Annotated in this window: 21 protein-coding genes; 8 read left to right on the top strand and 13 right to left on the bottom strand. The window is 72.6% G+C overall.

The features are described 5' to 3' along the window. Positions 1 to 167: 167 nt before the first annotated feature. The 9 genes from EV372_RS12990 to EV372_RS12945 all read right to left on the bottom strand — a co-directional run bounded on the left by EV372_RS12990 (position 168) and on the right by EV372_RS12945 (position 8,758). The gene (locus EV372_RS12990) at positions 168 to 1,373 is read right to left on the bottom strand and encodes a hypothetical protein (protein ID WP_130396220.1); all 1,206 of its coding nucleotides are present in this window, start codon (positions 1,371 to 1,373) and stop codon (positions 168 to 170) included. After that, entirely contained in the window at positions 1,373 to 1,933 is a 561-nt protein-coding gene (locus EV372_RS12985; protein WP_130396219.1) for a DUF4365 domain-containing protein, read from the bottom strand. Before EV372_RS12985 ends, EV372_RS12990 begins: the two co-directional genes overlap by 1 nt. Before the next feature lie 338 nt (positions 1,934 to 2,271). Then, a complete protein-coding gene (locus EV372_RS12980; RefSeq protein WP_130396218.1) occupies positions 2,272 to 3,486 on the bottom strand; it encodes a cytochrome P450 in 1,215 nt (404 codons plus the stop codon). Between the two features lie 128 nt (positions 3,487 to 3,614). Then, positions 3,615 to 4,418 (bottom strand): ABC transporter permease, encoded by an 804-nt coding sequence (locus EV372_RS12975; RefSeq protein ID WP_130396217.1) that lies wholly within the window; start codon positions 4,416 to 4,418, stop codon positions 3,615 to 3,617. Then, positions 4,415 to 5,380, bottom strand: a complete 966-nt coding sequence (locus EV372_RS12970; RefSeq protein WP_130396216.1) for an ATP-binding cassette domain-containing protein — start codon at positions 5,378 to 5,380, stop codon at positions 4,415 to 4,417. The genes EV372_RS12975 and EV372_RS12970 overlap by 4 nt, the downstream gene beginning before the upstream one ends. Positions 5,381 to 5,403: 23 nt before the next feature. Beyond that, entirely contained in the window at positions 5,404 to 6,201 is a 798-nt protein-coding gene (locus tag EV372_RS12965) for a DUF4097 family beta strand repeat-containing protein (RefSeq protein ID WP_130396215.1), read from the bottom strand. A 76-nt stretch (positions 6,202 to 6,277) separates the two neighbouring features. After that, a complete protein-coding gene (locus tag EV372_RS12960) occupies positions 6,278 to 6,823 on the bottom strand; it encodes a histidine kinase (RefSeq protein WP_308210345.1) in 546 nt (181 codons plus the stop codon). A 125-nt stretch (positions 6,824 to 6,948) separates the two neighbouring features. Further along, positions 6,949 to 7,485, bottom strand: a complete 537-nt coding sequence (locus tag EV372_RS12955) for a flavin reductase family protein (RefSeq protein ID WP_130396214.1) — start codon at positions 7,483 to 7,485, stop codon at positions 6,949 to 6,951. Positions 7,486 to 7,846: 361 nt separating this feature from the next. Beyond that, positions 7,847 to 8,758, bottom strand: a complete 912-nt coding sequence (locus EV372_RS12945) for a TauD/TfdA dioxygenase family protein (RefSeq protein WP_130396213.1) — start codon at positions 8,756 to 8,758, stop codon at positions 7,847 to 7,849. A 403-nt stretch (positions 8,759 to 9,161) separates the two neighbouring features. Here EV372_RS12945 and EV372_RS12940 point away from each other — a divergent pair, with 403 nt between their 5' ends. Further along, positions 9,162 to 10,121, top strand: coding sequence for a sulfite exporter TauE/SafE family protein (locus EV372_RS12940; protein WP_130396212.1), 960 nt, complete (start codon positions 9,162 to 9,164; stop codon positions 10,119 to 10,121). A gap of 37 nt (positions 10,122 to 10,158) precedes the next feature. On the opposite strand, the gene EV372_RS12935 is transcribed toward EV372_RS12940, so the two are convergent. Continuing rightward, the gene (locus EV372_RS12935) at positions 10,159 to 12,117 is read right to left on the bottom strand and encodes an aconitate hydratase (RefSeq protein ID WP_130396211.1); all 1,959 of its coding nucleotides are present in this window, start codon (positions 12,115 to 12,117) and stop codon (positions 10,159 to 10,161) included. Positions 12,118 to 12,374: 257 nt separating this feature from the next. On the opposite strand from EV372_RS12935, the gene EV372_RS12930 reads away from it, so the two are divergent. The 5 genes from EV372_RS12930 (at position 12,375) to yicI (ending at position 19,006) form a co-directional block, all read left to right on the top strand. Further along, complete coding sequence (locus EV372_RS12930) at positions 12,375 to 13,397, top strand: LacI family DNA-binding transcriptional regulator (protein WP_130396210.1); 1,023 nt, start codon at positions 12,375 to 12,377, stop codon at positions 13,395 to 13,397. Positions 13,398 to 13,514: 117 nt separating this feature from the next. Continuing rightward, positions 13,515 to 14,774, top strand: a complete 1,260-nt coding sequence (locus tag EV372_RS12925) for an extracellular solute-binding protein (protein ID WP_130396209.1) — start codon at positions 13,515 to 13,517, stop codon at positions 14,772 to 14,774. Beyond that, positions 14,771 to 15,712: a carbohydrate ABC transporter permease gene (locus tag EV372_RS12920; RefSeq protein WP_130396208.1), complete on the top strand. Its 942-nt coding sequence runs from the start codon at positions 14,771 to 14,773 to the stop codon at positions 15,710 to 15,712. Before EV372_RS12925 ends, EV372_RS12920 begins: the two co-directional genes overlap by 4 nt. Continuing rightward, a complete protein-coding gene (locus EV372_RS12915; RefSeq protein ID WP_130396207.1) occupies positions 15,709 to 16,617 on the top strand; it encodes a carbohydrate ABC transporter permease in 909 nt (302 codons plus the stop codon). Before EV372_RS12920 ends, EV372_RS12915 begins: the two co-directional genes overlap by 4 nt. A gap of 55 nt (positions 16,618 to 16,672) precedes the next feature. Continuing rightward, complete coding sequence (yicI, locus tag EV372_RS12910) at positions 16,673 to 19,006, top strand: alpha-xylosidase (protein ID WP_130396206.1); 2,334 nt, start codon at positions 16,673 to 16,675, stop codon at positions 19,004 to 19,006. A 163-nt stretch (positions 19,007 to 19,169) separates the two neighbouring features. On the opposite strand, the gene EV372_RS12905 is transcribed toward yicI, so the two are convergent. After that, complete coding sequence (locus EV372_RS12905) at positions 19,170 to 19,667, bottom strand: phage antirepressor KilAC domain-containing protein (RefSeq protein ID WP_130396205.1); 498 nt, start codon at positions 19,665 to 19,667, stop codon at positions 19,170 to 19,172. A 498-nt stretch (positions 19,668 to 20,165) separates the two neighbouring features. Then, positions 20,166 to 22,535 (bottom strand): polyprenyl synthetase family protein, encoded by a 2,370-nt coding sequence (locus tag EV372_RS12900; protein WP_130396204.1) that lies wholly within the window; start codon positions 22,533 to 22,535, stop codon positions 20,166 to 20,168. A 1,030-nt stretch (positions 22,536 to 23,565) separates the two neighbouring features. On the opposite strand from EV372_RS12900, the gene EV372_RS12895 reads away from it, so the two are divergent. Beyond that, a complete protein-coding gene (locus EV372_RS12895) occupies positions 23,566 to 24,186 on the top strand; it encodes a globin domain-containing protein (RefSeq protein ID WP_130396203.1) in 621 nt (206 codons plus the stop codon). A gap of 157 nt (positions 24,187 to 24,343) precedes the next feature. After that, on the top strand, positions 24,344 to 24,994 hold the full coding sequence (locus EV372_RS12890; protein ID WP_130396202.1) for a pyridoxamine 5'-phosphate oxidase family protein: 651 nt from the start codon (positions 24,344 to 24,346) through the stop codon (positions 24,992 to 24,994). A gap of 99 nt (positions 24,995 to 25,093) precedes the next feature. Here the strand turns inward: EV372_RS12890 and EV372_RS12885 are convergent, their stop codons facing one another. Then, positions 25,094 to 26,299 carry a DUF418 domain-containing protein gene (locus EV372_RS12885; RefSeq protein WP_130396201.1) on the bottom strand — a complete coding sequence of 402 codons (1,206 nt, stop codon included), beginning with the start codon at positions 26,297 to 26,299 and terminating at the stop codon, positions 25,094 to 25,096.

Below are 26,299 nucleotides of genomic sequence, written 5' to 3'. Positions count from 1 at the left end.
CATGCCCGCCGTCCCGGACGACGAGGCCTTCGCCGCCGGGAACTGACAGGACGGGACAGCTCGGCCGGGGCTCGGAGGCCTCCGAACGGACGGGCTCATCGGCCCGCAGGCCCTCTTCACCCACGGCAGTTGGGGACGGCGACCACCGACCACGGCAGGGAACACTCCTAGGTGTTCCGCTCGTCCTCACCGGGAGACGGATGCGTCCGTGAGAAGTGCCTGAGGAAACTGGCGTCCACATCGACGTCTCCGGAAAGCCGCCAAGTGCGGCGCTCGAAGGAGAGGTCGCCTGTCACAACAAGTGGGAGATTCCTCTGATAGGCGATGATCGCCCATCGATGGTCCTCTCCTTCGAGTGACACGTGGACGTTTCTCGTTTTTCCGCTCACCTCGGTCAGGAGTGTGACGTCTGCCGCCTCCTCCTCGCCCGGTGGGGTTTCCTCGCGCGCCAGACCCTTCACGATTCCGATAAGCGTCATCCTGCGCGACGGCTCCTCCCTTCGCACAAGGCGCTCACGAAGGCGCGGCAGTTCCACGATGACATCACGGTCGAGGACTATGGTGGACTCGGCCACGTCAGGAGGCGCTTTCGCTGCCGCCCACTGGAAGGAGAGGTCCACGGAGCGGAGTTTGTCCGGGCGTGTCATCTCCTCCATGGACTCCACCAGGGCCGCGCTCAGTCCGAGATCCGATGGTGAGTCGAGTACACGTTCGTCCCAGTGCAGGGCCAGGCGGCGAGCGGACTCCAGTCCGCGGGCGAGTGTGGCCATCACGAGCCGCGCGAACGCCGGAGGATCAGCGGATACATCGCTTTCCCCGTCCTTCGGCGGATCATCTCCGAGGAACGCCGAGACGGTGAAGACGAAACTTCCCTGCTTCGTCTGCCCCAGTCGGATGCTCTCATCCAGGAAGTCGGCCACGACAGCAGGCCTTCGACCTCTGTGAGAATGGAAAGGATCGGCGGCTGTCGTGGCCGCCGCCTTCAGCATCCTGAACAGGGAATCGACTGTACTTCCGGCCTGACGGAAGGGTATCGATCCATCCGACATCGGTTGGTTAAGACGCACGAAGAATATGTCTGAATGTGTCGCGGTGACGCGTTCCCGCAAATCAACAGCATCTGTCATGTACACATGGCAGAGAGATTCGATGGCGTCCTTGAACCTGGCTCGGAAGTCCACGAAATCTGTGGCGAGAGGCAGCATGACACGAGCAGAACCGAATTCAGGAGAGTGGTCCAACCGCCAGATCTCTCGAATACCCGGTTGTCTGCCCTCCAGTTCCCATCCGTGTGTCGCCAGGAACCGGGATACCGACTGAGGTGTGAGCTGAGAAGCCGCTTCGCTGAGGGAATCAAGCGTGGTGGGGGTCATCAGAAGCCTCCCTCCTCGCCGAGCTTCTTCATGATGCCCAGAAGCTGCTCCGGGGTAAACAGGTTACTGCGCGGCAGGTGAACGGTCCGGGTCTGGCCGACCTCACCCGTCGACACGAGCTCGGTCGCGGCCTGCCAGTACATCCTGCTCTCGGTGACCAGCCCACGCTCATCGACCGAGAGCCAGCGGTCGGGGTTCTCCGGAACGAGAAGGACTCCGAGATAGGCCGGAACGTACCGTTTCCCTCTGGTGAGCTTCCGGAAGGGCTTCCCCTTCATCGGCCACGCCATGTGGTCGTCAGCAAGGTAACGGGCCTGGGTCGTGCACTTGAGCTGAAGCTCGAACTGGGGAGCGTAGAAGCGCTGGTACTCGGCGGCCGAGGCCAACGTGATGTCGACACCGTCGTAGTCGGTCTCGTGCGTCTTGATGGTGCAGCCTGCTGTGTACGCCACCAGACGAGTGAAGGCCAGGCTGAAGTGCTCCTGGCGGGCGTTCATGGGCAGTTGGCCGTCAACGAGGTCTTCCTTCCCCATGGGACCTTCGTCGTCGACCGTGGCCATCTGTCTCCCGTTGAAGCCTTGAGATGTGCGACACCACTGTAGCCACTTCGCCACACCCGCCACTCCGGTCCGCGGTGAAGCTGGAGGAGCTTGCGCACAGGGGGAGCAGGACACCACAGCCGCGATCACGACCAGCCCCAGAACGGCGGCGATGGCAGCTCAGCGGAAAGGGCCCGTTCCAGCTGGCCGCCTGCCGAGCGACAGACCAGGGTTCAGGGCCAGCAGGTTCGGGCCCTCGGGGGAACGATCGGAACACCCCCTACGGCACGGACGAAGACCCTGTCCGCTGGACCTTCGTCCGTGTCCGGGCCGCGACCCCGCGCGTCACCGGCTCGCGGTCACACGTCCCAGGTGACCGGGAGGCTCTTCAGCCCGTGCAGGTCCGCGGTCTCCGGACGCAGCCCGGCCTCGACCTCCTCGGCCGGCACGGCCAGGCGCAGCGCGGGGAAGCGGTCGAACAGCGCGGGCAGCGCGACCCGCATCTCGACGCGGGCCAGCTGCTGGCCCAGGCACTGGTGGACACCGTGGCCGAAGGCCAGGTGCCCGCCCTCGCGCCTGCCGAGGTCGAGGACGTGGGGGTCGGTGAAGCGCTCGGGGTCGCGGTTGGCGGTGTTGAGCGACAGGAGGACCGCCGTACCGGCCTCGACGGTCCGGCCGTCCAGTTCGACGTCCTCCAGCGCCGTCCTCGTGAACATCTTGGCCACGCTCAGGTACCGCAGCAGTTCCTCCACGGCACGGTCGGCGAGCGCGGGATCGGCCCGCAGCGCGGCCAGCTGCGCCGGGTCGCGCAGCAGCGCGAAGGCGCCCAGCGCCAGGGTGTTCGCGGTGGTGTCGAACCCGGCCGCCAGCAGGACCAGGCTCATACCCTTCAGCTCCTCGTCGGTCAGGTCGCTGTCGGTGAGGTCGCTGAGCACGTCGTCGGTGGGGTTCGCGCGCTTGGCGGCCACCAGCTCCGCGAGGTAGCGCTGGGTCGCGGTGTAGGCCGCGGTCAGCTCCTCGTCGCTCGTCTCCCCGCTCATGAACTTGTCGATGTTCTCCTGGAAGGAGCGCCGGTCCTCGTACGGCACCCCCAGCAGCTCGCAGATCACCATGGTGGGGACGGGCTTGGCGAACGCGGTCACCAGGTCCGCCGTCGGCCCGGCCGCCTCCATGGCGTCCAGGTGCTCGGCGGTGATCTCCTCGACGCGCTCGGTGAGCAGCCGCATCCGCCGCGCGGTGAACCTGCCCACCAGCGGTCTCCTGTAGCGCCCGTGCTGCGGCTCGTCCATGAGGAGGAACTCTCCGGGCGGCGCCGGAGGGACCTCGACGTCGCCGTAGTCGATCAGCGGGTGGTGGCGCATGAGCTCCTTGCGGGAGCTGAAGCGCGGGTCGGCCAGGACCGACCGGACCAGGTCGTATCCGGTGACCAGCCAGCCCTGGTGGCCGTCGGGGAAGGCGTAGCGGCTGATGGGGCCGTGCTCGCGTGCCCGGAGCAGTTCCCCGGGCGGGTCGAAGGGGCAGCCGGGCCGGCGCGCCGTGGGCAGCGCCGTGACGGTGTGGAGGGGTTCGCTCATGGCCGTTCCTCGTCTGGTGGTGGTGGGTCCGACACGGCCGGGGGGACCGCGTCGCGTCGTCGTCCTCGCCGGGTGCCGGTCGGCACCCGGGCCGACCGGACCGGTCGCCGTCCGTCTCCGCGGCCGGGTTAGGCCGCGGGGTCGCGGTCGTACAGCTTCCGAGCCCACAGGTAGGAGACCAGGGCGATGCCCGCGCACCAGGCGACCGCGGCGACCCCGCTGTCACCGATCCCGGTGCCGGTGCCCATCAGCAGTCCGCGCAGGGTGTCGATGACGGGCGTGAACGGCTGGTACTCGGCGAACCAGCGCAGGCCGGTCGGCAGGGTCTCCGTGGGGACGAACCCGCTGCTCAGGAAGGGCAGGAAGAGCAGCGGCATGGGGAGGTTGCTCGCGGCCTCGACGGTCTGGGAGACCAGGCCCAGCGCCACGGACAGCCAGGTCAGGGCGAAGGAGACCATCGCCAGCAGGCCGACGGCCGCCAGCCACTCCGCCGGGCCCGCCGTGGGCCGGAACCCGAGCAGCAGCGCCACCGCCGAGACCAGGGCCACGCCCAGCATCGACTGGACCAGGCTGCCGACGACGTGGCCGGTCAGGACCGACACCCGGGCGATGTCCATGGTGCGGAACCGGGCGACGATGCCGCCGGTCATGTCCATGGCCACCGAGATGGCCGTCCCCTGGGCCGTGCTCGCCACCGCGATCAGCATGATCCCGGGGGCGATGTAGTCGAGGTAGTCGGCGCGGCTGGCCGCGCCCCCGCCCCCGCCCGCGCCGGGGCCCATCGCGCCCCCGAAGACGTACACGAACAGCAGGAGGAGCAGGACCGGCGTGGCGGCCAGCAGCAGCGTCATGGACGGGTAGCGCAGCATGTGCCGGAGCTGGCGGGCCACCATCGTGGCCGAGTCGCCGACGGCGTGGGTGAGGGTGGTCATCGGTGGGCCTTCCGGGTGTTGTCGTCGGCGCTCCGGTGACCCGTGAGCGCGAGGAAGACGTCGTCGAGGGCCGGGGTCCGCACCGACAGCTCCTCTGGGGTGACCGACGCCGCGTCGAGGCGGTCGAGGAGGTCGCGCAGGGAGGCGACCCCTCCTCCGCCGGGCACCCTGAGCGCGAGCGCGTCGGTGTCGGCCTCGCCGCCCAGGGCCCGGGCCGCCGACTCCAGCGCCTCGGTCCCGGTGAAGCGCAGGCGGACGTGGCCGCCGGGGACGCGGCGCTTGAGTTCGGCCGCGGTGCCCTCGGCCACGATCGTGCCGTGGTCCAGGACCGCGATGCGGTCGGCGAGCCGGTCGGCCTCCTCCAGGTACTGCGTGGTGAGGAAGACGGTGACGCCGTCGGCCACGAGGTCGCGGATGATCTGCCACATGTCCCGGCGGCTGCGCGGGTCCAGGCCGGTGGTCGGCTCGTCGAGGAAGATCAGCCGCGGTTCTCCCACCAGGGTCATCGCCAGGTCGAGGCGGCGGCGCATGCCCCCGGAGTAGGTGGAGGCGGGTCTGCCCGCCGCGTCCACGAGGTCGAAGTGCTCCAGCAGCTCGGTCGTGCGGCGGTGGGCGCGGGCACGCCCCAGGCGGTGCAGCCCCGCCATGAGCATCAGGTTCTCGCGTCCGGTGAGCAGGCCGTCCACCGCCGAGTACTGTCCGGTGACGCCGATCGCGGCGCGCACCGCGTCGGGCTCCGCCGCCACGTCGTGCCCCATGACCCGGGCCCGGCCGCCGTCGGCGCCGATCAGCGTGGACAGGATCCTGACGATGGTGGTCTTGCCCGCGCCGTTGGGTCCCAGCAGCGAGAACACGGTTCCCTCGGGGATCTCCAGGTCGACGCCGTCCAACACGGTGTGGTCGCCGTAGGACTTGCGCAGTCCGGTGACCGCGACGGCCGGGCGGGGGGTGTGCCGGTTCATGTTCGGTCTCTTCTTCCGTCTGTTCAGGACCGGTGGACGATGACGTCGCCGTGGACGCTGCGGGCGCGGATCTCGACGGTCTCCTCGGCGGGGCCGGGGCCGTCGGCGGCCTCCAGGGAGCTGCGCACGACGCCCTTCTTGGACACCGCGTCCAACCAGGCGGCGGTGCCCTCGCGGACGCCGATCTCCAGTTCCCCGAAGGCGGTCCCGATGTCGATGCCGCCCCGGACCACCTGGCCGAGCCGGATGCTGCCGTGGTGGGTGCGCGCGGTGACGGAGGCCAGGGCGCGGTCGGCGGTGATGTCACCGTGCGCGGAGTTGGCCCGCAGGTCGCCGGTCACCGTGCCGAGGGTGAGGGCCCCGCCCGTGGACTTGACCACGGCGGAGCCGTCGATCTCCCCCGCGCGGACCCAGCCGTACCCCGTGGTGAGCTCGGCGTTGCCGGTGACGCGGTCCACGGCGATGTTGCCGTGGGAGAAGGTGATCTCGGAGGCGCCCAGGACGCCCTCGCAGCGGGCGCCGCCGAAGCCGCCGCTGACGTGGAGGCGCGAGCCCGCGGGCAGTTCGACGGTGATGTCGACCATGCCCTTGCGCCCGATCACGCGGCCCAGGCCCGAGGGCTGGGGGTCCCTCACCTGGAGGCGGCCTCCGGCGTACTCGACCTCGACCTGTTCGGCGGCCCGCACGTCGCTCTCCTTGGCGGCGTCGCGCGGGTGGACCTCGACGGTGGTCTCGGTGCGGCCTCCGGCGCTGATCTGGAGGTTTCCGGCGACCAGGGTGATGTCGGCGGTGACGGGTTCGGGGGTGTCGAAAGTTGGCATGGCTGTCTCCCTGACGTGGCGTTGGTGGTCGTCTCCGCTGGTGGGAGACGTGGTGGAGTCGGGCGGCCGGGTCCGGTCAGCGGACCCAGCCGGTGTAGCCGCGGCCGATCTGGCGTGCCCGGGTGTCGGGTCGGCGCCTGCCGCTGTCGAGGGACGCGGTCACCGCGCGCACCAGCCAGGCGTTGACCGACAGCCCCTCCCCGCGGGCCGCCTCCTCGACGTGCGGTTTGAGGCGGTCGGGCAGGCGCAGGGTGATCCGCGACGTGCCCCCGTCCTCGGCGTCGGCCCGGAGCTGCTCCGTGAGGGCCCGGTCAGCCTGCATGACGTCATCCTGGTGCGCCTGTGACGTCATGAGGCCGTCGTCTTCGACGTCCTCGAAATCGGGTGACGTCACGATGAAGTCAGCCCGCCGTCCGCGCAGCCGGACCTCGACCGAACCGGGCGCGAGTTCGCGTGTGATCTCGTCCGCGGCCGCGGAGAGCGCGTCCAGCAGAGTCAGCCGCGCGGCGGGCTCCAGAGCTGCACTGAGGCGTTCGGCGATGACCCGGGCGTCCTCGTTCCCGGCTTCGGCGGCCACCTGGAGCTGGCGGCGGAGTTCGTCGACATACGGCATCAAATCCATGACGTCATAATGGCGTCAAACATGACGTCATGTCAAGCGTCCGTCGCGCACGACTGAGCACCGTACCCCCGCGGGGGTACGGCGCGTCGCCGCCGGGTCCCGGGCGGCCGTCGGAGCCGCCCTGGTCAGGCGGGGCTCGGGCCGTGCAGCGGGGCGAACCCGCCGAAGGCGCCGCGGTGGTACAGCAGCGGCGGACGGAGGTCGTCCAGGACCAGGGTGTGCGTCACCTCGCCGACGACCAGCCAGTGGTCGCCGATCAGCCGGGTGTCGAACCTCCTGCACACCAGGCTGGCGGACACCCCGTCGAGCAGGGGGACCTCCTCGGGACCCGGACGCCACGACGTCGGCGGGGCGAAGCGGTCCGCGCCGCCGCGGGCGAACCTCGCCGCCAGGTCCGTCTGGTCCTCCGACAGGAGGTGTACGGCGAACACCCCGGCCAGGCGCAGCGTCGTCCACGTCGAGGAGGTCTCGGCGACGTAGAAGGCCACCAGCGGCGGGTCGAGGCTCACGCTGGTGAAGGAGGTGGCCGTCAGTCCGGCGGGACGGCCGTCGACACCGGCCGTGATGACGACGACCCCCGCCGGGTGGTGCCGCAGCGTCGCGCGGAACCGGGCGACCTCGGAGGCGGGGTGGGGCGGGGAAGCGCTCTGCGCGGTGCTCATCGGACTCTCCCTCGGTACCGGGGAAGGCGGCGTCCGGGCGGCGTGCGCCACGGATGGGGGCCACCGCACGGCCAGCGGCCGGGCGGTGGCCGGACAGTGGTCGGGACCCGTGGAGGCGCACAGGTCCGGGAGGCGAACGGGTCTGGGGAGGCGAACGGCCCCCGGGGCGGGACGACACATCCGGGGCGGAGAACGGGGCCGGGGAAGCGGATCCGGGGCGGGGCCTCGGCGCTCTCGTTGCGGCCGCGCCGCCCGATGATGTCGGTGTAGCGGTCCACCACCTCCTCGCGCGGGGTGGTCTGCGTCCACCGGAGCGCGCGGGCGACCCCGCCGCGGGCAGAAGGAGGTTCGGGGCCGCGGGTCAGACCGCGGGGGTGTAGCCGCTGGAGTCGCCGGTCAGGGAGCGGCTGGGGTGGCCGTCCACGCCCCTGGGGAGGTCGCCGCCGACGGTGATGCGGTGCAGGCGCCGGGGCTCGTCCCCGTAGTCGGCCACGGCGTAGTGCTGGGTGGCGCGGTTGTCCCACACGGCCACGTCCCCCTCCCGCCAGCTCCACCGGACGGTGTTCTCGGCCCGGGTGACGCGCTGTTGGAGCAGGTCGAACAGGTGGTGGAAGTCCTTGCTGCTCAGGCCGGTGAAGTGCTGGGCGAAGTGGCCGAGGAACAGGACCCGCTCACCCGTCTCGGGGTGGACGCGCACCACGGGGTGCTCGGTCTTGAAGAGGGTGGAGACGAAGGCCTCCCGGTACTTCCTGAGGTCGCCGGTGGGCTCGCGTTCGGGGGCGACCGCCGCGTAGTCGTAGTCGTTGGTGTGGACCGCGCGCAGGCCGTCGGCGAGGTCCTTGAGCGGCTGGGGCAGGTCCTGGTAGGCCGTGGCCGTGTTGGCCCAGACGGTGTCGCCGCCGCGCGGGGGCAGGTGGACGGCGCGCAGGACGCTGGCCTGCGGCGGGCGGTCGACGAAGGTGACGTCGGTGTGCCAGCTGTTGGCCTTGCCGCGCTCGGAGTCGATCGGCAGGACGTGGTGGTCGCCGCCGAAGGCCGCGCCCGTGGTGGGGTGCGGGGTGGTGAGCGGGCCGAGCAGGGCGGCGAAGCCCGCCTGGGTCTCGTCGGTCAGGTGCCGCTGGTCGCGGAAGAAGACCACCTTGTGGGCGAGCAGGGCCGCCCGGATCGAGGCGACGGCGGCCCCGTCCAGGTCGGGCCCCAGGCGCACGCCGGAGATCTCGGCGCCGATGCGTCCGGCGACGGGGCGAAGGGACAGATCCGTGGTGGTGGTCACGGCGGGGCTCCTCACGAGGGCGGGAAGGCGCGGCGGTCACCTCACGCGTCCGGTCGCGGGCCGTTCGCGGCGAGTGACACGAAGGTAGGACCGACCGAACCCTAAAGTCAACAAAATTGGTAGGAATAATATGTTTTCGTGGCGCACGCCACCGGACACCCTCTGCGACCCCCCTGGAGCCGCGCGGGATCCGGAGCCCGCCCCGGACGGCCGCCGAAGAATCCTCGGAAACACCCGGCGATCTACTTGGCCACTATTCCTACCAACATGGTAGCTTTACCTCCATCGCCAGCACGGCGCCCGGTCCGGCGCCCGCGGCGGACCGACCCGGGCCCTCCGTCCGGAGCCGGACACCGAGCCGACCTCCACCGCCCCGCGTATCCCTCCCCACCGGAAGGCCCACATGCGCACTCTCGTCCTCCTCGCCGTCGCGGGATTCTTCGCCCAGCTCGTCGACGGCAGTCTCGGCATGGCCTACGGCGTCACCTCCACCACCCTGCTCCTGCTCTTCGGCACCAACCCGGCCGCGGCCTCGGCCACGGTCCACCTCGCCGAGATCGGCACCACGCTGGCCTCGGGCGTCTCGCACTGGAAGCTGGGCAACGTCGACTGGAAGGTCGTCCGGCGCATCGCCCTGCCCGGCGCGATCGGCTCGTTCGCCGGGGCGACCTTCCTGAGCTGGCTGTCCACCGAGGCCGCCGCGCCGATCATGTCCGGCATCCTGCTCGCGCTCGGCCTCTACATCCTCATCCGCTTCACCGCGTGGGGAACGCCGACCCGGAACCTGGACAAGCCCCTGCGCAGGCGCTTCCTGACCCCGCTCGGCCTGGTGGGCGGGTTCGTCGACGCCACCGGAGGCGGCGGCTGGGGCCCGGTCGGCACCCCCGCCCTGCTGGCCAGCGGGCGCATGGAGCCGCGCAAGGTCGTCGGCACCATCGACACCAGCGAGTTCATCGTCGCCCTCGCCGCCAGCCTCGGCTTCCTCGTCGGTCTGGGCGCGGCCGGGATCAACGTCGGCTGGGTGCTCGCGCTGCTGATCAGCGGCATCGTCGCGGCACCGATCGCCGCCTGGATCGTGCGCTACATCCCGCCCCGCATCCTCGGTTCGCTGGTCGGCGGGCTGATCGTGCTGACCAACACCCGGACGCTGCTCGGCACCGAGTTGCTGGCCCTTCCCCCGGCGGCCCAGACGGCCGTCTACGTGCTCGTGTGGGCGGCGTGGATCGGCTCCGTGGTCTGGTCGCTGCGCGCCCACCTGGTCGAGCGCCGCACCGCCCCCGCCGCACCGGAGGAGGGCGCGGAGCCGACCGCGCGGAGCGGCGCCGAGCAGGAGAGGGAGCGCTCCTCCGACACCGCCTCCTGAGGGGGCGCACCGGCGTCCGGCCCGGGCGGTGGGCGGGTCAGTCCAGCTCCCGGGCCAGCAGCGGGATCTGGCCGCCCGCCAGCACCGCCTCGGCCTGCGCCGGGGAGAGCTGGTGGTCCAGCCGGTACTCCTCGTCCCTCGTCGTGTTGCGCGCGGTCAGCTCCGAACCGGAGGTCAGGGCCTCCTCCAGGCCGTCCAGGACGAGGACGTCGCCGGAGCCGACGCGGTCGTAGTCGCCGGGGTCGGTGAACCGCAGGGCCAGCACCCCGAAGTTGGCGAGGTTCTGCCAGTGGATGCGGGCGAAGGACTTGGCGATCACCGCCCGCAGACCCAGGTAGCGGGGGGTGATCGCCGCGTGCTCGCGGGAGGAGCCCTGCCCGTAGTTCTCCCCGCCGACCACGATGTGGCCGGTCTCGCGGCCCGCCTCCCTCGCCCGGCGGGGGTAGTCCTCGTCGATGCGGGTGAAGGTGAACTCGGCGAGCCGGGGCACATTGGAGCGGAAGGGCAGCGCGCGGGCGCCCGCCGGGGAGATCTCGTCGGTGGAGAGGTCGTCGCCGACCTTGAGCAGCACCGGCGCCTCGATCCGGTCGGGCAGGGGCGGGAAGTCCGGCAGCGCGGAGATGTTGGGGCCCTTGACGAGTTCGACCCGCGCGGCCTCCTCCGGCGGCAGCGGCGGGACGAGCATCGCGGTGTTGACCGCCGCCCGCTCCGGCGGACGCAGGTCGGGGTAGGCCATGTCCAGCTCCCTCGCCAGGTCGCGCGGGTCGGTGATGACGCCGGTGAGCGCGGAGGCGGCGGCCGTCTCCGGGGAGCACAGCCACACCGCGTCCTCCTCGGTGCCCGAGCGGCCGGGGAAGTTGCGCGGGAAGGTGCGCAGCGAGTTGCGTCCGACGGCGGGCGCCTGGCCCATGCCGATGCAGCCCAGGCATCCGGCCTGGTGGATGCGGGCCCCGGCCTGGATGAGGTCGAGGGTCGCTCCCGTGCGGGTCAGGTCGGAGAGGATCTGGCGTGAGGACGGGTTGACGTCGAAGCTGACCGCGCTGTCGGTCTGGCGGCCCCTGACCATGGCGGCGGCGACCGCGTAGTCGCGCAGTCCCGGGTTGGCGGAGGAGCCGATGACGACCTGGCTGACGTCGGTGCCCGCCACCTCGCGGACCGGGACGACGTCGCCGGGCGAGGAGGGCCGGGCGATGAGCGGCTCCACCCCGGACAGGTCGATCTCGTCGGTCACGTCGTAGTCGGCGTCGTCGTCGGGCAGCAGCTCGGTGAAGTCGTCCTCACGGCCCTCGGCGCGCAGGAAGTCGCGCACCGCGCCGTCGGAGGGGAAGACCGTGGTGGTGGCGCCCAGCTCGGCCCCCATGTTCGCGATGACGTGGCGGTCCATGGCGGTGAGCGTGGCGACCCCGGGACCGTGGTACTCGATGATCCGGTTGAGACCGCCCTTGACCCCGTGCCGCCGCAGCATCTCCAGGATGACGTCCTTGGCCGAGGTCCACGGGGGCAGCTCACCGGTCAGGCGCACGCCCCAGATCAGCGGCGCCCGGACGCGCAGTGGACGCCCGGCGACGGCCATGGCGACCTCCAGGCCGCCGACGCCGACCGCCAGCATGCCCAGCGATCCGGCGGCGCAGGTGTGTGAGTCCGAGCCGACCATCGTCGCGCCGGGCACCCCGAAGCGCTGCATGTGCGTGGGGTGGGAGACGCCGTTGCCGGGCTTGGAGTACCACAGGCCGTACCGGCGCGCCGCCGAGTGCAGGAACGCGTGGTCCTCCGCGTTCTTCTCGTCGGTCTGGAGCAGGTTGTGGTCCACGTACTGCACGCTGACCCCGGCCCGGGTGCGGTCCAGGCCGAGGGCCTCCAGCTCCTGCATGACCAGGGTGCCGGTGGCGTCCTGGGTGAGGGTCTGGTCGACGGAGAGCCCGATGACCTCTCCGGGCGCCATCTCCCCCTCGACCAGGTGCGCGTCGATCAGCTTGCGCGCGACTCCGCGTCCCATGGCGTTCTCCCCTCGTCCGCCTCTCCCCGCTCCTGACCGCGCGGGCGCACGCCAAACGGGGGCGCCGGTTCGGCGCGCGGCGGGCCGGGTGGAGGCGGCCCGGCCCCGGGGCCCTGTGAGGGATCCTCCGATGAGGGGGTTGTCACACGGGGGTGTGGTTCCTACCATGGTGCCCGTTCATCGAATCGATTCGACGGATCCGCGCGGCAGGCTGTCGAAGCGCTTCGACAGTGGTGTGCGGGGGAAGGGAGGCCGCGATGGTGACCATCAAGGACGTCGCCGCGGCGGCGGGTGTGGCCCCGAGCACGGTGTCCTACGTGCTCAGCGGCTCCCGCCGCGTCTCCGAACGGACCCGGTCCGCGGTGCGGACGGCCATCGACGAACTGGGCTACCACCCCAACGCGGGCGCGCGCTCCCTGCGCAGCGCCCGCACCCGCGTGATCGCGCTGGCCCTGCCGCTGGCCTCGCCCGGCTACCTGCCGGTCGGCGGGCGGTTCATGTACGGGCTGAGCCGCGCCGCCGGGGAGCTGGGCTACGACCTGCTGCTCCTGACCGTGCGCGACGACGACGCCGGGGCGTACGGGCTGGAGCGCGCCGCGCGCAGCAGGCTCGCCGACGTCGCGGTGATCATGGGCGTGGAGATGGAGGACCCCCGCATCGGCGCGATGGACGCGCTGGGGTTCCCCGTGGTGGTCCTCGGCCGCCCCTCCGACGAGGACGCCGCGCCCTGGGCCGACCTCGACTGGGAGGAGGCCGCGGTCGCCTCGCTGCGCCTGCTGCACGGGGCCGGGCACCGCGACCTGTGCTTCGTGTCGACGGTGGAGGAGGACATCGCCTCGGGCCGCAGCTACTCCGTGCGCGGTCTGCGCGGGGCCGAGCGCGCCGCCGCCGAACTCGGCGTCCCCGTACGCGTCCTGCCCTCGGCGAAGGACCCCGCCGAGCTGTACCGGCGGCTGGACGCGCTCCTCGACGGGGAGCGCCCGCCCACCGCGCTCGCCCTCCAGCACCCCGCCGCCGTGCCCGGCGTGCTGCGCCACCTCGCCGCGCGCGGCGCCGACGTGCCCGGGGACGTCTCCCTGGTGGCCATCGGCAGCTTCCCCGAGGACCTCGCGGGACTGGACGTGACCCGGGTCGAACTGCCCGTCGAGCGGATGTCGGCCGCCGTGACCCGGCTGGCCGCCGAGGCCGCGCGCGGCAGCCCGCCGCTCCCGGGAGGACGGCGCGAACTCATCCCGCCCGAGATCACCCCCGGAGGGACGGTCGCCGCTCCCCCGCCCTGACCCCCACCGGCCCCGGCGACCCGCTCGCCGGACCCGACGGCCGGTCGCGACCCCGGCGGCGCCAGCCCCGAGGCGACCGGCGCGTGGACACCCGCCCCCGCCGAGAAGGCCCCCGACATGCACGAACACCTGTACCGACCCCCGCACCGCCCACTACGAACGGCGTCGGCGGCCGCCTGCGCCGCGGCGCTCGCCCTGACCGGAGTCGGCTGCGCGGCCGAACGCGACCCGAGCGTGTACACCATCATGGACTCCAGCACCGACGAGCCCTACCACACCTGGGACCAGGAGGCGATGGACGCCTGCGGGGACCGGGTGGGCGTGGAGGTGCGCCACGTCAGCGTGCCCGCCGACCAGCTCGTGCCCAAGGCCCTGCGGATGGCCTCCTCCGACTCGCTCCCCGACGTGCTCAACCTCGACGGCTCGGACCTGCCGCAGTTCGCGGCGGCCGGGGGCCTGGTACCGCTGGAGGAACTCGGCATACCCACGGAGGGCCTGTCCGAGGGCGCGCTGTCCATCGGCAGCTACGAGGGCGTGTACTACGGCGCCGCCCGGTCGGTGAACTCCCTCGGCCTCTTCTACGACGCGGCCGCCCTGGAGGAGGCGGGCATCGACCCGCCCCGGACCTGGGCGGAGCTGGAGGAGGCCGCCGCCGAGCTGACCGGGGGCGAGCGCTACGGCCTGGCGATCAGCGCCCTGGCCACCGAGGACGGCGTCTACCAGTTCCTGCCGTGGCTGTGGTCCAACGGCGGCGACGAGAGGGAGCTGGCCTCACCGGAGTCGGTGGAGGCGCTGGAGTACGTCACCTCGCTGGTCGAGGCGGGATCGGTCTCCCCCTCGGTGGTCAACTGGACCCAGGCCGACGTCAACGACCAGTTCATCGCGGGCAACGCGGCCATGATGGTGAACGGCCCCTGGCAGCTGCCGGTCCTCCAGGAGCACCCCGACCTGGAGTGGGCCGTGGCGGAGATCCCCGTGCCCGGGGCCGGGGACACCTCGGTGGCGCCGATCGGCGGAACCACCTTCACCGTGCCGGTCAACGCCGAGGACCCCGACCGCGAGCGCGTGGCCGCCGAACTCGTGGCCTGCCTGACCACGGCCGAGGCGCAGCTGGACTGGTCCACCAAGGGCAGCAACGTGCCCGTGGACACCGGGGCGGCCGAGCAGTACCGCGACCTGGTCCCCGAGCTGTCCCCGTTCGTGGAACAGGTGCGCACGGCGCGCAGCCGGACCGAGTACGCCGGCACCGAGTGGAACGCCTACTCCCAGGCCATCGGCACCGCGCTCCAGGCGGCGCTCACCGGCGAGGCGAGCCCGCAGGAGGCCATGGAACGCGCCCAGGCGCGGGTCGAGGCGGAACTGGAGGCCCGGTCGTGACGGCGACGAGGACGAGACCCGCGGCGGCGGCGACCGCGAGGACGGCGACCGCGGCGCGCGGGCGCCAGAACCTCACCAAGTGGCTGTTCGTCGCCCCGGCGCTGCTGTACATGCTGCTGTTCTTCGGGTACCCGCTGGTCCGCAACGTGGCGATGAGCTTCCAGGACTACACCTTCTCCACGTACTTCACGGGGGAGGCGCCGTTCAACGGGCTGGAGAACTGGCGGGCGGTCTTCGCCAACGAGCTGTTCGGCGCGTCCCTGTGGCACACCCTGCTGTTCACGCTGGGATCGCTGGCGGGGCAGTTCTGCATCGGCATGGCGCTGGCGGTCTTCTTCAGCCGCCGCTTCCCGCTGTCGGGGATCATGCGGTCCCTGCTCCTGCTGCCGTGGCTGATCCCGATGGTGGTGGCCGGCACCGTCTGGCGCCGGGTCCTGGACCAGGAGACCGGCGTGCTGAACGAGTCGCTCCAGGCGCTCCAGATCACGTCGTCGGCCGTGCCCTGGCTGAGCAGCCCCGACTTCGCGCTGCTGTCGGTGGTGCTGGTCAACATCTGGATCGGCATCCCCTTCAACATGGTGATCCTCTACGGCGGGCTCCAGGAGATCCCCGCGGAGCTGCGCGAGGCGGCCGTGCTCGACGGCGCGGGCCCGCTGCGCACCTTCTTCGGGGTGACCCTGCCCCTGCTGCGGCCCGTCGTGACCGTGGTGCTGGTGCTGGGCTTCATGTCGACCGTGAAGATCCTGGACCTGATCCTGGCGCTGACCAACGGCGGTCCGGCGCACTCCACGGAGACCCTGGGCACCCTCACCTACCAGCTGTCCTTCCTCCAGCTCGACTTCGGCCAGGGGGCCGTGGTCGGCAACGTCCTGATCCTCGTCAGCATGGTGTTCGCGGTCATCTACCTGCGCGCCAACCGTGGAGGTGTCACCCGATGAGCGCCGCACCCGAGAGCACCGCCCCCGCCCCGGCGGGCCCGCCCCGGAGCGGCGGGGCACCGGCCGCCGCGCGGCCCCGGCGCCCGCGCGTGACGCGCAGGGCGCGGGGCGACGCCGTGAGCGTGGTGTTCGGCGTCCTGGTCCTGGCCGTGCTGCTGTTCCCCCTGTACTGGATGGTCAACACGGCGCTGCAACCGGGCGCCGCGATGGTGGAGCTGCGGTGGTTCCCGCGCACGCTCGACCTCGGCAACTTCCAGCGGGCCTGGGAGTCGCAGGCGGGCAACCTGCTCACCTCGATCCTGGTGGCGCTCGGCGCGGTCGCGGTCTGCCTGGCGGTGGCCACCCCGGCGGCCTACGCCCTGGCCCGGTTCCGGCTGCGCGGCGCGGAGACGGTCGTGTTCGCCACCCTGATCACCCAGATGGTCCCGGGCATCGTCGTGGCCAACGCGCTGTACAACGCCTACGTCGAGTTGGACCTGGTCAACTCCTACCTCGGGCTGATCCTGGCCGACGCGTCCCTGGGCATCCCCTTCACGATCGTCCTGCTGCGCGCGTTCATGGTGTCCATCCCCGAGGAGGTGCTGGAGGCCGGGATGCTCGACGGCGGCGGACGCCTGCGCGTGCTGGTCTCGATCGTGCTGCCGATGAGCCGCAACGCGCTGATCACGGGCAGCCTGTTCACCTTCCTGTTCGCGTGGTCGGACTTCCTGTTCGCGCTGACGCTGAACACGACCGACGCGGTCAAGCCCGTGACGCTCGGCATCTACGAGTACATCGGCGCGCACGTCGGCGACTGGGGCGCCGTCATGGCCGTGGCCGTCCTCTCCTCCATCCCCGCGGCGGTGCTCCTGGTCGTCGCGCAGAAATACGTGGCGGCCGGGATCTCCGGGGGGTCGATCAAGTGACCCGCCGCCCGCGCCACCGGCGAACCGAGACCACGACGACAGGGAAGGGACGCCCATGAAGTTCACCGACGGTTTCTGGCAGATGAGGGAGGGCGTGCGCGCCAACCGCGCGCGCGAGGCCCGTGACGTGCGGGTGCACGACGACCGGTTCACCCTCTACGCCCCGGTGCGCCCGATCGGGCACCGGGGGGACACGCTCAACACACCGCTGATCACGGTGGACTGCTGGTCGCCCGCGCCCGGCGTGATCGGGGTGCGGAGCACGCACCTGGCGGGCTCGGTCCGGCGCGCGCCGGAGTTCGACGTGCGCAGCGACCCCGGCGCCGCCCCCTCGGTGGCGCGGGACGGCTCCTCGGTGGAGCTGACCAGCGGGGACCTGTCGCTGCGCGTGGCCACCGAGGGCCCCTGGCGGATGGAGTTCCGCGCGGGCGGCACCGTGCTGACCGGCTCCGACGCCAAGGGCACCGCCTTCATGGAGGATGCGGACGGCTCCCACCACATGCTCGGGCAGCTGTCGCTGGGGATCCGCGAGCTGGTGTACGGCATGGGCGAGCGGTTCACGCCGTTCACGCGCAACGGCCAGACCGTGGACATCTGGCAGGCCGACGGCGGCACGAGCAGCGAGCAGGCCTACAAGAACGTGCCGTTCTACCTGACCAACCGGGGCTACGGGGTGTTCGTGGCGCACTCGGGACCGGTGTCGTTCGAGGTCGGCTCGGAGTCGGTGGGCCGCGTGCAGTTCAGCGTGGAGGACCACGCCCTGACCTACTACGTGATCCACGGGGAGAGCCCCAAGGAGATCCTGGCCCGGTACACCGCGCTCACCGGCCGCCCCGCGCTGCCGCCGCGGTGGTCGTTCGGGCTGTGGCTGTCCACGTCGTTCACCACCTCCTACGACGAGGACACGGTCAACCGCTTCATCGACGGCATGGCGGAGCGGGGCGTGCCGCTCAGCGTGTTCCACTTCGACTGCTTCTGGATGCGCGAGTTCCACTGGTGCGACTTCGAGTGGGACCCGGAGCTGTTCCCCGATCCCGTGGGCATGCTCTCCCGGCTCAAGGGGCGCGGACTGCGGACCTGCGTGTGGATCAACCCCTACATCGCCCAGCGGTCGGCGCTGTTCGAGGAGGGCTCCCGGCTGGGGCACCTGGTCCGGCGGCCGGACGGGACCGTGTGGCAGTGGGACATGTGGCAGGCGGGGATGGCGCTGGTGGACTTCACGTCCGCCGACGCCCGAGCGTGGTACGCCGGAAAGCTCAAGGCCCTGCTCGACATGGGCGTGGACTGCTTCAAGACCGACTTCGGCGAGCGGGTGCCGACCGACGTGGTGTGGTCGGACGGCTCCGACCCGCAGGCCATGCACAACTACTACACGCACCTGTACAACGAGACGGTGTTCGACCTGCTGAAGCGCGAGCGCGGTGAGGGCGAGGCCGTCCTGTTCGCGCGCTCGGCCACGGCGGGCGGGCAGAGCTTCCCGGTGCACTGGGGCGGCGACTGCGCCTCGACGTTCGAGGCGATGGCGGAGAGCCTGCGCGGCGGCCTGTCCCTGGGGCTGTCGGGGTTCGGCTTCTGGAGCCACGACATCGGCGGCTTCGAGGGCACCCCCGACGCCGCGGTGTTCAAGCGCTGGCTCGCGTTCGGCCTGCTCTCCTCGCACAGCAGGCTGCACGGCAGCCGCTCCTACCGGGTGCCGTGGGACTTCGACGAGGAGTCCACCGAGGTGGCCCGCGTGTTCACCCGGCTCAAGTGCGCGCTCATGCCCTACCTGTTCGGCGCGGCCGTGCAGGCCCACCGGGAGGGGACGCCCATGATGCGCGCGATGCTGCTGGAGTTCCCCGACGACCCGACCTGCCACCACCTGGACACGCAGTACATGCTGGGTGAGGACCTGCTGGTCGCCCCGGTGCTGAGCGCGGACGGCTCCGTGGAGTACTACGTCCCCGAGGGCGTGTGGACCCACCTGGTCACGGGCGAGACGGTGCGGGGCCCGGTCTGGCGCCGTGAGACCCACGGGTTCGACTCCCTGCCCCTGCTGGTGCGGCCGAACGCGGTCCTGCCGGTCGGCGCGGTGGACGACCGGCCCGACTACGACTACACGGACGGACTGACCCTGCGCGTGTACGGGGCCGGGGAGGCGGCTCCGGCGACCACCACGGTCGTGCCGTCCGCCGACGGCTCGGCCGCCGCGGTCTTCCGGACCGAGCGCTCGGGGGACGGGGTCACCGTGGCGGCCGAGGCCGCTCCGGCCCACGGGTGGCGGGTGCTGCTGGTCGGCGCTGGCGGGGCCGAGGCCGACGGCACCGGGGCGGAGGTCACCGTGACCGACGACGGCGCCCTGGTGTCGGTCCCGGCCGGGACCGCCCGCGTGGGCCTGCGCCTGTCCTGACGTACGAGGGCCCCGGCGCGCGTCGGGGCCCTCGGCGCGCGTCGGGGGCCCGGGAGCACATGGAAGAACCCTGACGCGCGTTGCGGTGCGGGCCGGGGCCGTTCCCGGTCCGCACCGTGCTCGCGGGCGGGCGGTGGCGGACGCGGCGTGCGCCCCGCGGGCCCTACGCCGCCTCGTCCAGGGCCGGGGCGGTGTGTCCGGCCAGCCTCCGGTGCAGGTACCGCAGCCCCTCGGCGGTGACCCGCAGCTGCGGCCTCCCCGGCACGCGCCTGCCCGTGCGGGGGTGGTCGTAGGACGTGGGCCGCAGGCGCAGGTGGCGTTCGTGCCGGGCCCTGGGCACGTCGTTGTCCGGGGAGACCATTCCGCTGGCGCGGATGAAGGAGAACAGTCGGCGCTGCCCGGTGGAGATGGCGGGGTCCCGGTTGAGGACGTGCGCCGCCTCGCGTACGGAGTAGTCCCCGTCGGCCGAGGCCAGGACGTTCCACGCGCGGGCGGCGGAGGCGGTCTCCCCCGCCTCGGCGTGCGCCCGCAGGGCCCGGCGCGCGGCCGCGGAGACCTCGCGCCCGAAGCGTTCGAGGGCGGCCAGCGCCTCCGGGGTCATCGCGCCGAGGTCGGCGTCGGCCAGGACCTCGTCGGACGGCGTGTGTTCGATGTGCTGCACCGCTCCTCCCCACGGCCTCCGCTCCCGCCCGCTGGCAGGGGCACGGAACGGGAACTGCGGCGGAGCCCCGTGGGGGCTCGCGCTCCTGTACCCGATTCAACGCGGATACGCCGCTCGGCATTCCCCGAAATCGTACCTCCGACCCGTTTCCGAAGGGTCGCCTCCGGCCCGCCGGAACAGGGAGAAACGCCTGCGCACGAGGACTGTGCGCACTTCCATGGAAAGCACGCGGAAACGGGATGGCGCCCGCTCCGGAGAACGGAGGAACCGCCCTCCGGAGAAAACCCTTCCGGCCGTTTCCGTGAAGGGCGCACAACCGTTTTCCCATTTCCTGGAAGGGGAGTCCCCCGAGGCACGGGAACGCCCCCGGCGCACGCCGGGGCCCGGGAGCACGCGGGTGCACGAAGGCCCGGCGGCGGTCCCGGCGGCGCGGGCGGAACGCCGCCCCCGCCACCGCGTACCGGCCTGCTCACTCGCGGGGAAGGGGCGGGGCGACTGCTACTCGCGCTCCCGGCGGGCGGCGTAGGCGCCGAGGGCGCCCATCATGACGGAGGTCCACGTGCAGGGCACCAGGTCCCGCAGGGGCTTCCACGTCCGCTCGACCAGGTCCTGGGCCTCCCCGGTGCAGGCGGCGACCGCGCCGCACTCCTCCAGGGACGCCGCGGCGGCGGCCACGGTCGCCTCGTCGGCGTCGCCGTCGCGCACCGAGTACCAGAGCTCGCGGGCCCGGCGGGGCGGCAGCAGGGCCACGGCGTGGGCCAGCGGCATCGTGACCTTGCCCGCGCGCAGGTCCTCGGCGGTGTGCTTGGTGGCCGAGCGCCCGCCGCCCTCGGCGGGCGCGGTGAGGCCGCGCAGGTCCATGACGTCGTCGGAGATCTGGTAGGCCAGCCCCACGGCGTCGAAGTACTCGCCCAGCGCCCGGAACTGCTCCTCGCGGGCACCGGCGACGAGCGCGCCGATCTCGGCCAGCCCCCGCACGGGCGCCGCGGTCTTGAGCCAGTGGCCCGAGCGCACCCGCCGCAGGAGCGCCTCGGCGTCGCCCGTCTCCACGGCCTCGTCCATCGCGGCCCGGTGACCCGCGATGTCGATCGCCTGGCCGCCGTGTCCGGCCCGCAGCGCCCGGAGGTAGACCTGGTAGACGCGCAGCCTCAGGGCCGCGTCGTCGGGCAGGATCCGGTTCAGGACGCGGTCCAGCGCGAAGTAGGCCGCCGTCCCCGCGTTGACGACGACCGCCTCGCCGAAGACGACGTGGGCCGCCGGTCGGCCCCGCCGCAGCGGTGAGCGGTCCTCGACGTCGTCGATCATGAGGCAGCCGGTGTGCAGGAGCTCGGCGGCGGCCACCAGGGGCCGGTAGGGCTCGCTGTCGACGCCGAACAGCTCGATGGCCGCCATCGAGACGTAGGAGCGCCAGCTCTTGCCCAGGCCCGCGGTGGCGTGCCGCACGGGGCCCACGAGCGACGCGTGCAGGTCCTCCAGCACCGCGCCGTCGAGCCGTTCGGGCCGGTGCTCGGTCCCGGCCAGCTCCGCCAGGGAGCGCGCGTCCGGCTCCGCCGGGTAGAGGCGGTCGATCTCCTGGCGGGTGATCGCGCGGACGCGGGTGACGTGCCGCTCGAAGTCCTCGATCCGGGTGTCGGGGAAGACCTCCCACAGTCCGTGGCCGCGGACCGGGCGGCCGCCCATCGTGCCCTCGGCGTCGGCGTGGGCCTCCAGCCTCCCGGAGGGGGCGGTGACCGAGGCCGCCTCCTGGCGCGGGAACCACGCCGCGGCCCGGAGCCGCAGGTCCAGGAGCGGGACCTCCACGTCGCAGGCCGTGGGATAGGTGTTGAGGGTGGCCAGGGACGTCCAGGGGCGCAGGACGCGCAGGGTCGCGGGCGCCTCGACGCGCTCCCCGCCCGGGGAGGACAGCACGGCCGTCGCCTCGCACGCGGCCGGGTTCCCGTCCGGGGCGTCGGCCCCGCCGGCGCGGTGGACGGCCAGCTCCCACCCGTTGTCCAGGCGGACGCGGGCACGGGACCAGGAGGCGTCGCGGCCGTCCCGCGCGGGGAGGAGGTCCTCGCCGGACGCGCGCTCGTACCAGCCCCGGCCCGTGACCCGCGCGGAGCGGCCCCGCAGGTGGAGGACCCCCGTGGCCTCCAGGGCGGAGGCCTCCAGGCCCGTGGCCTCCGGGCCGGAAACCCCCGGACCCGTGGCCTCCGGGGCGGGGCCCTCCGGCTCAGAAGCCTCCAGACTCACGGTCTCCGGACCGGGAGCCTCCGGGTCCGTGGCCGTGGAGGCGTGGGCCGTGTCGGTGTGCTCGCGCGGGTGACCGCCGTCCCCGGGCGGGGACAGCCGCAGCCGGAAACCGGACTCCTCCCCCCGCGCCTCGACGAGGAAACCGCCGCGCCCGTCCCCGCGCACACACGCCGCTCCCCCGGCTTCCAGCTCCAGTGGCGCCTCCCGCCACCGCACCGCGTGGGGGAGCAGGCGGTCGGGTTCGGGCAGGCGCCCCTGGGAGAGGGTGTCCAGGAGCGCCCGGCGCACCCGCGGGTCGGTGACCCGGTCGGCCCCGACGAGGGCGCGGACCGTGTCGACGCACCCCTGGTCCACCCACGACTCGCCGCCGTGCTCGCGTGCGCGCCGGTCGGCCACGTACCAGACCGCCTGGTGGGCTTCCGGACTCCCGGCCGCCGCTCCGCCGAGGCGGGCGAAGGAGAAGACCAGGCCGTACTCGTCCGCGCCGTCGACCAGGCGGAACGCGAACCGCAGCCGTTCGGGCCCGCCCCGCGGGTCCGGCGCGTCCGGCTCCGCGCCGGGACGCGTCGCCCTCCCCCGCCACCCCTCGGAACCGTCCCGCGCCCCCGGGTCCCCGTCATGTGCCCACGCGTCCATCGCGCCCACTTCCCACTCGTACGGACCGGGGTCACCACCCCGGACGCGAACGGAGAGTATCTAACCAATCACCCAACGGGGTAACCAGAGGCGGGGGCGGCGGAGCACGCGGACCGCGAAGCCGCGACCCGGGAGACCGGCGCACCGCGCGCACCCCGCGCAGGAGTCCGTCGGGGGCGTCCCTGAGCAGGCAGCCGGTGGCCCCGGCGCCTCGATGGACAGCCGCCGGGGCGGCGGCATGGCGCGGAAGAACAGCGTCGGCGGCCGGGCCTCGGTCACGGTGACGCGCAGCAGGGTGGACACGGGGGCTCCCTTCCGCCGTCGCGCCCATGCTCCGGGGGCCACGGAGCGGAGCACGTCGTCCCGCCCGCCCAAGGGATCGGTGGATCGCGGCGTCAACCGATCGGTTGACGCGCCCCCTCCGGGCGGTGCACGGAGGTCGGCTGTCACACGAAGGACGAAAGTCACCGCAGATAACTCAGGTAGCACTGTGGCCTCATGCGCTACCAGAGGGTAATATCCTCAAACGTCGACATTTCTGTTACATTGCCACAACAGGCACAGTAAAGGGGGTAGCGAACATTGAAACGGTCGTCGCTCACCCCTCACGTGGCATTCAGTGCTATCCGAGCCTCGGATGCGTACTGAATCCGGAAGAAGACGAGGCAGCGATGAGGGTTCCCGACACCCCCGCTACTGCCGAAGGAGCGCTACGTCCGTCCCCTTCGTCCCAGCCCGCGCACACGGCCCCGTCAGGAGCGCCGGAGGCTGGGAGTACCCGAAGGGCGGGACCGGCCGCCGGGGCGGCCCCTCCGTTCCCCGGGACTCCGCCGGGCCGGCGGTGAGCTGAGGCCCTCCCGCGCGCGTCCGGTCGTCCGGCTCCGCGCGCACGGAGCCCGCACGTGTCCCCCCGGTCGGCGAACCAGCGGGGAACGCGTGTCCGCACCTCCGGTCTGACTACGCTCCGTCACCACGGTGGTACGTGCACCCCCGTGGCACAGCCCTTTCCGCGACCTGATTGGAGGCTTCCTTGTCTCCCCGCTCCATCGAAGAGGTACCGCTTCCCGCCCCCGCCGTCATCGAGGCGGTCCGGCAGTCGTGCTCCGCGTTACCGCCCGGCTCCACCCGTCTGGCCGACCGCTTCTACCAGAACCTGTTCGAGATGGCGCCCGCCGTCCGCGACATGTTCCCCGCGAACATGCAGACGCAGAAGGAGCGCATGGCCTTCGCCCTGCTGGAGGTCGTCCGCTACCTCGACGAGCCCGAGGAGGTCGCCGGGTACCTGAGGCGGCTGGGCGCCCAGCACAAGCGGGACATGGACATCAAGCCCGAGCACTACCCCTACGTGGGCCGCGCCCTGGTGCGCGCGGTCAGCGAGGTCTCGCCGACCTGGTCCTCCTCCATGAGCTCCGCCTGGATCGTGGTCTACGAGTGGATCACCGCCAACATGCTCGCGGGGGCGCGCGAGGCCGAGTCGGCCGGGTCCGGTGAGTCCCGGACGGCCAGGCACGCCGGGTCCGAGACGGCCAGGCACGGCAAAACCGCCGCGTCCCCGGCCGAGGAGCGCCCCGCACCGCCCGCGCCGGCCCAGCCCGGCCCCTCCGCCGAGGGGTCCTCCCCCTACCGGCGGGCCGACGCCCCCACACGCTGACCCGCGCCGCGGCGCGGTGGCCTCACCCCGAGGGCACCGGGTGACGCCCCGGCGCGTCCGCACCCCCTTCCCCGACACCCCCCTCCTCCCCGACAGCAGCGGCCCCTGAGTCCCTGAACAGTCACACCAGCCCCACCAGCCCCACCGAGAGGCAGTGATGCGCGAGACCTCCCCACGGCACGTTCCCGGCAGCGAGGGTGAGCACCGCGTCCAGGCGCTGAACGGCACGAGCGAACGCGCCGAACGCTTCTACCGAGACCAGATGCTCGACCACCTGAACCCGCTCATGCGCGAGTTCGTCGCCCGGCAGGAGATGATGTTCATCGCCACCTCCGACCGGCACGGCGAGTGCGACTCCAGCTTCCGCGCGGGCCCGCCCGGCTTCGTCCACGTGATCGACGAGCACACCCTGACCTACCCCGAGTTCCGGGGCAACGGAGTCTTCGCCAGCGCGGGCAACATCCTGGAGAACCCGCACGTGGGCCTGATGTTCCTGGACTTCACGCACGAGCGCATCGGACTGCACGTCAACGGCCGCGCGTCCCTGCTGGAGGACGTGGAGCTGCGGCGCCACGTCCACGGCCTGCCCGAGCCCGAGGTCCCGGGTCAGAAGGCGGTGCTGTGGACGGTGGTGCACGTGGAGGAGGCCTACATCCACTGCCGCAAGCACATCCCGCACCTGCGCAAGGTCGGCCGCGACGAGGCCTGGGGCACCGACGACGCCCTGCGCAAGGGCGGCGACTTCTTCGGGTCCAAGGGCACTCCCACGCGGTGGAACACGCCCCAGACCCCCGTCTACCAGATCTGACGGGGGCCGCCGTCCCCGCACGCCGCCCGGTGCCGGTCCGCCCGCGGCGGACGCGGCGTGCGGGGTCGAGGTCCGCCGGAGAGTCCACCGGCGGGGTGGTCAGCGGCGTTCGGGCACCCGCGCCAGCACCGCCTTCTGCAGCGCCTCCAGCGGCCCCGCCCGGAAGCGGCGCAGCCAGAGCGTCGAGACGGTCAGGAGCAGGGCGCACACCGACGCCCACAGGCCCATCACCCACCACGGGCCGGTGTCGGCCAGGCGGGCGGCAAGCCCCAGGCCGAAGCCGTAGCAGACCAGCATGCAGACGACGTTCTGCGCGACGTAGCCGCTCATCGCCATCCGCCCCAGGGAGGACACGGCGGTGACCCCCCGTCCGGCGGGGTTCGCCCGGTCCACGACCCAGCCGACCGCGCCGACCAGGCCGAGCGCCACGACGGGCGCGGCGACGTAGCGGTCCAGCATGAACAGGTCGGATCCGGCCAGGGACGTGGCCAGGTTGACCGGCAGCCCGATCCCCAGCCCCCAGACGAGCAGGCGGCCCCGGATCCGGCGGCCGGTGTCGTCGCCGCCGAAGGCCCCGGCGCGGAGGAGCCGCACGCCCAGCAGGAACATGAACACCATCAGGGCGAAGGTGATGACCGGTTCGGCCCGGAACAGCAGCGCGTTGTCGAGCCGGAAGGCGACCTGCTCCAGGTAACCGCCCTCGGCGTACAGCTCCACGGCCTCGGACGGGACCTCGGCGCCCTCCGGGTCCGGTTCGGACAGGAGCGCGGCCGTGACCAGGCCGACGAAGGCCAGGTGGAGGGCGGCGCACGTCCACATGACGGCGTTCTGCGCCCGTTCCGACCGGGTGAGCAGCCAGGCCACCACGATCGAGGCCGCCGCGTAGCCCATGAGCACGTCCGCGGCGAAGACCAGCGTGAAGTGCACGAGCCCCTCGGCGAACAGGAACAGCGCCCGCCACTTGTAGGGGCCGGGCCAGCGCCCGCCGCGCCTGGCCGCGGAGCGGAACTGGATGGCCAGGCCCACGCCGAAGAGCAGGGTGAGCAGGGCCAGGAACTTGCCGTTGGCGGCGAAGGCGAACAGGCCCTGCGCCAGGGTCGCCGCCGACGGGGCCTCCAGGAAGGCCGCCATCGGGCCGAGCGAGTCCGGGACGAAGATGATGCCCGCCTCGGCGCCCGGTGCGGCGAACAGCCACACGTTGGTGCCCAGGGTGCCCATGATGGCGACGCCGCGCAGGACGTCGAGCAGGGGCAGCCGGGTGGTCGGGCGGGCCGTGGCCGTGCTCCGCGGTGTCGTGCTGGTCAT

Source organism: Nocardiopsis sp. CNZ308, from assembly GCF_004217075.1.
Note: the sequence above shows the minus strand (reverse complement) of the source record. Positions and strands in the feature narration are given on the sequence as shown.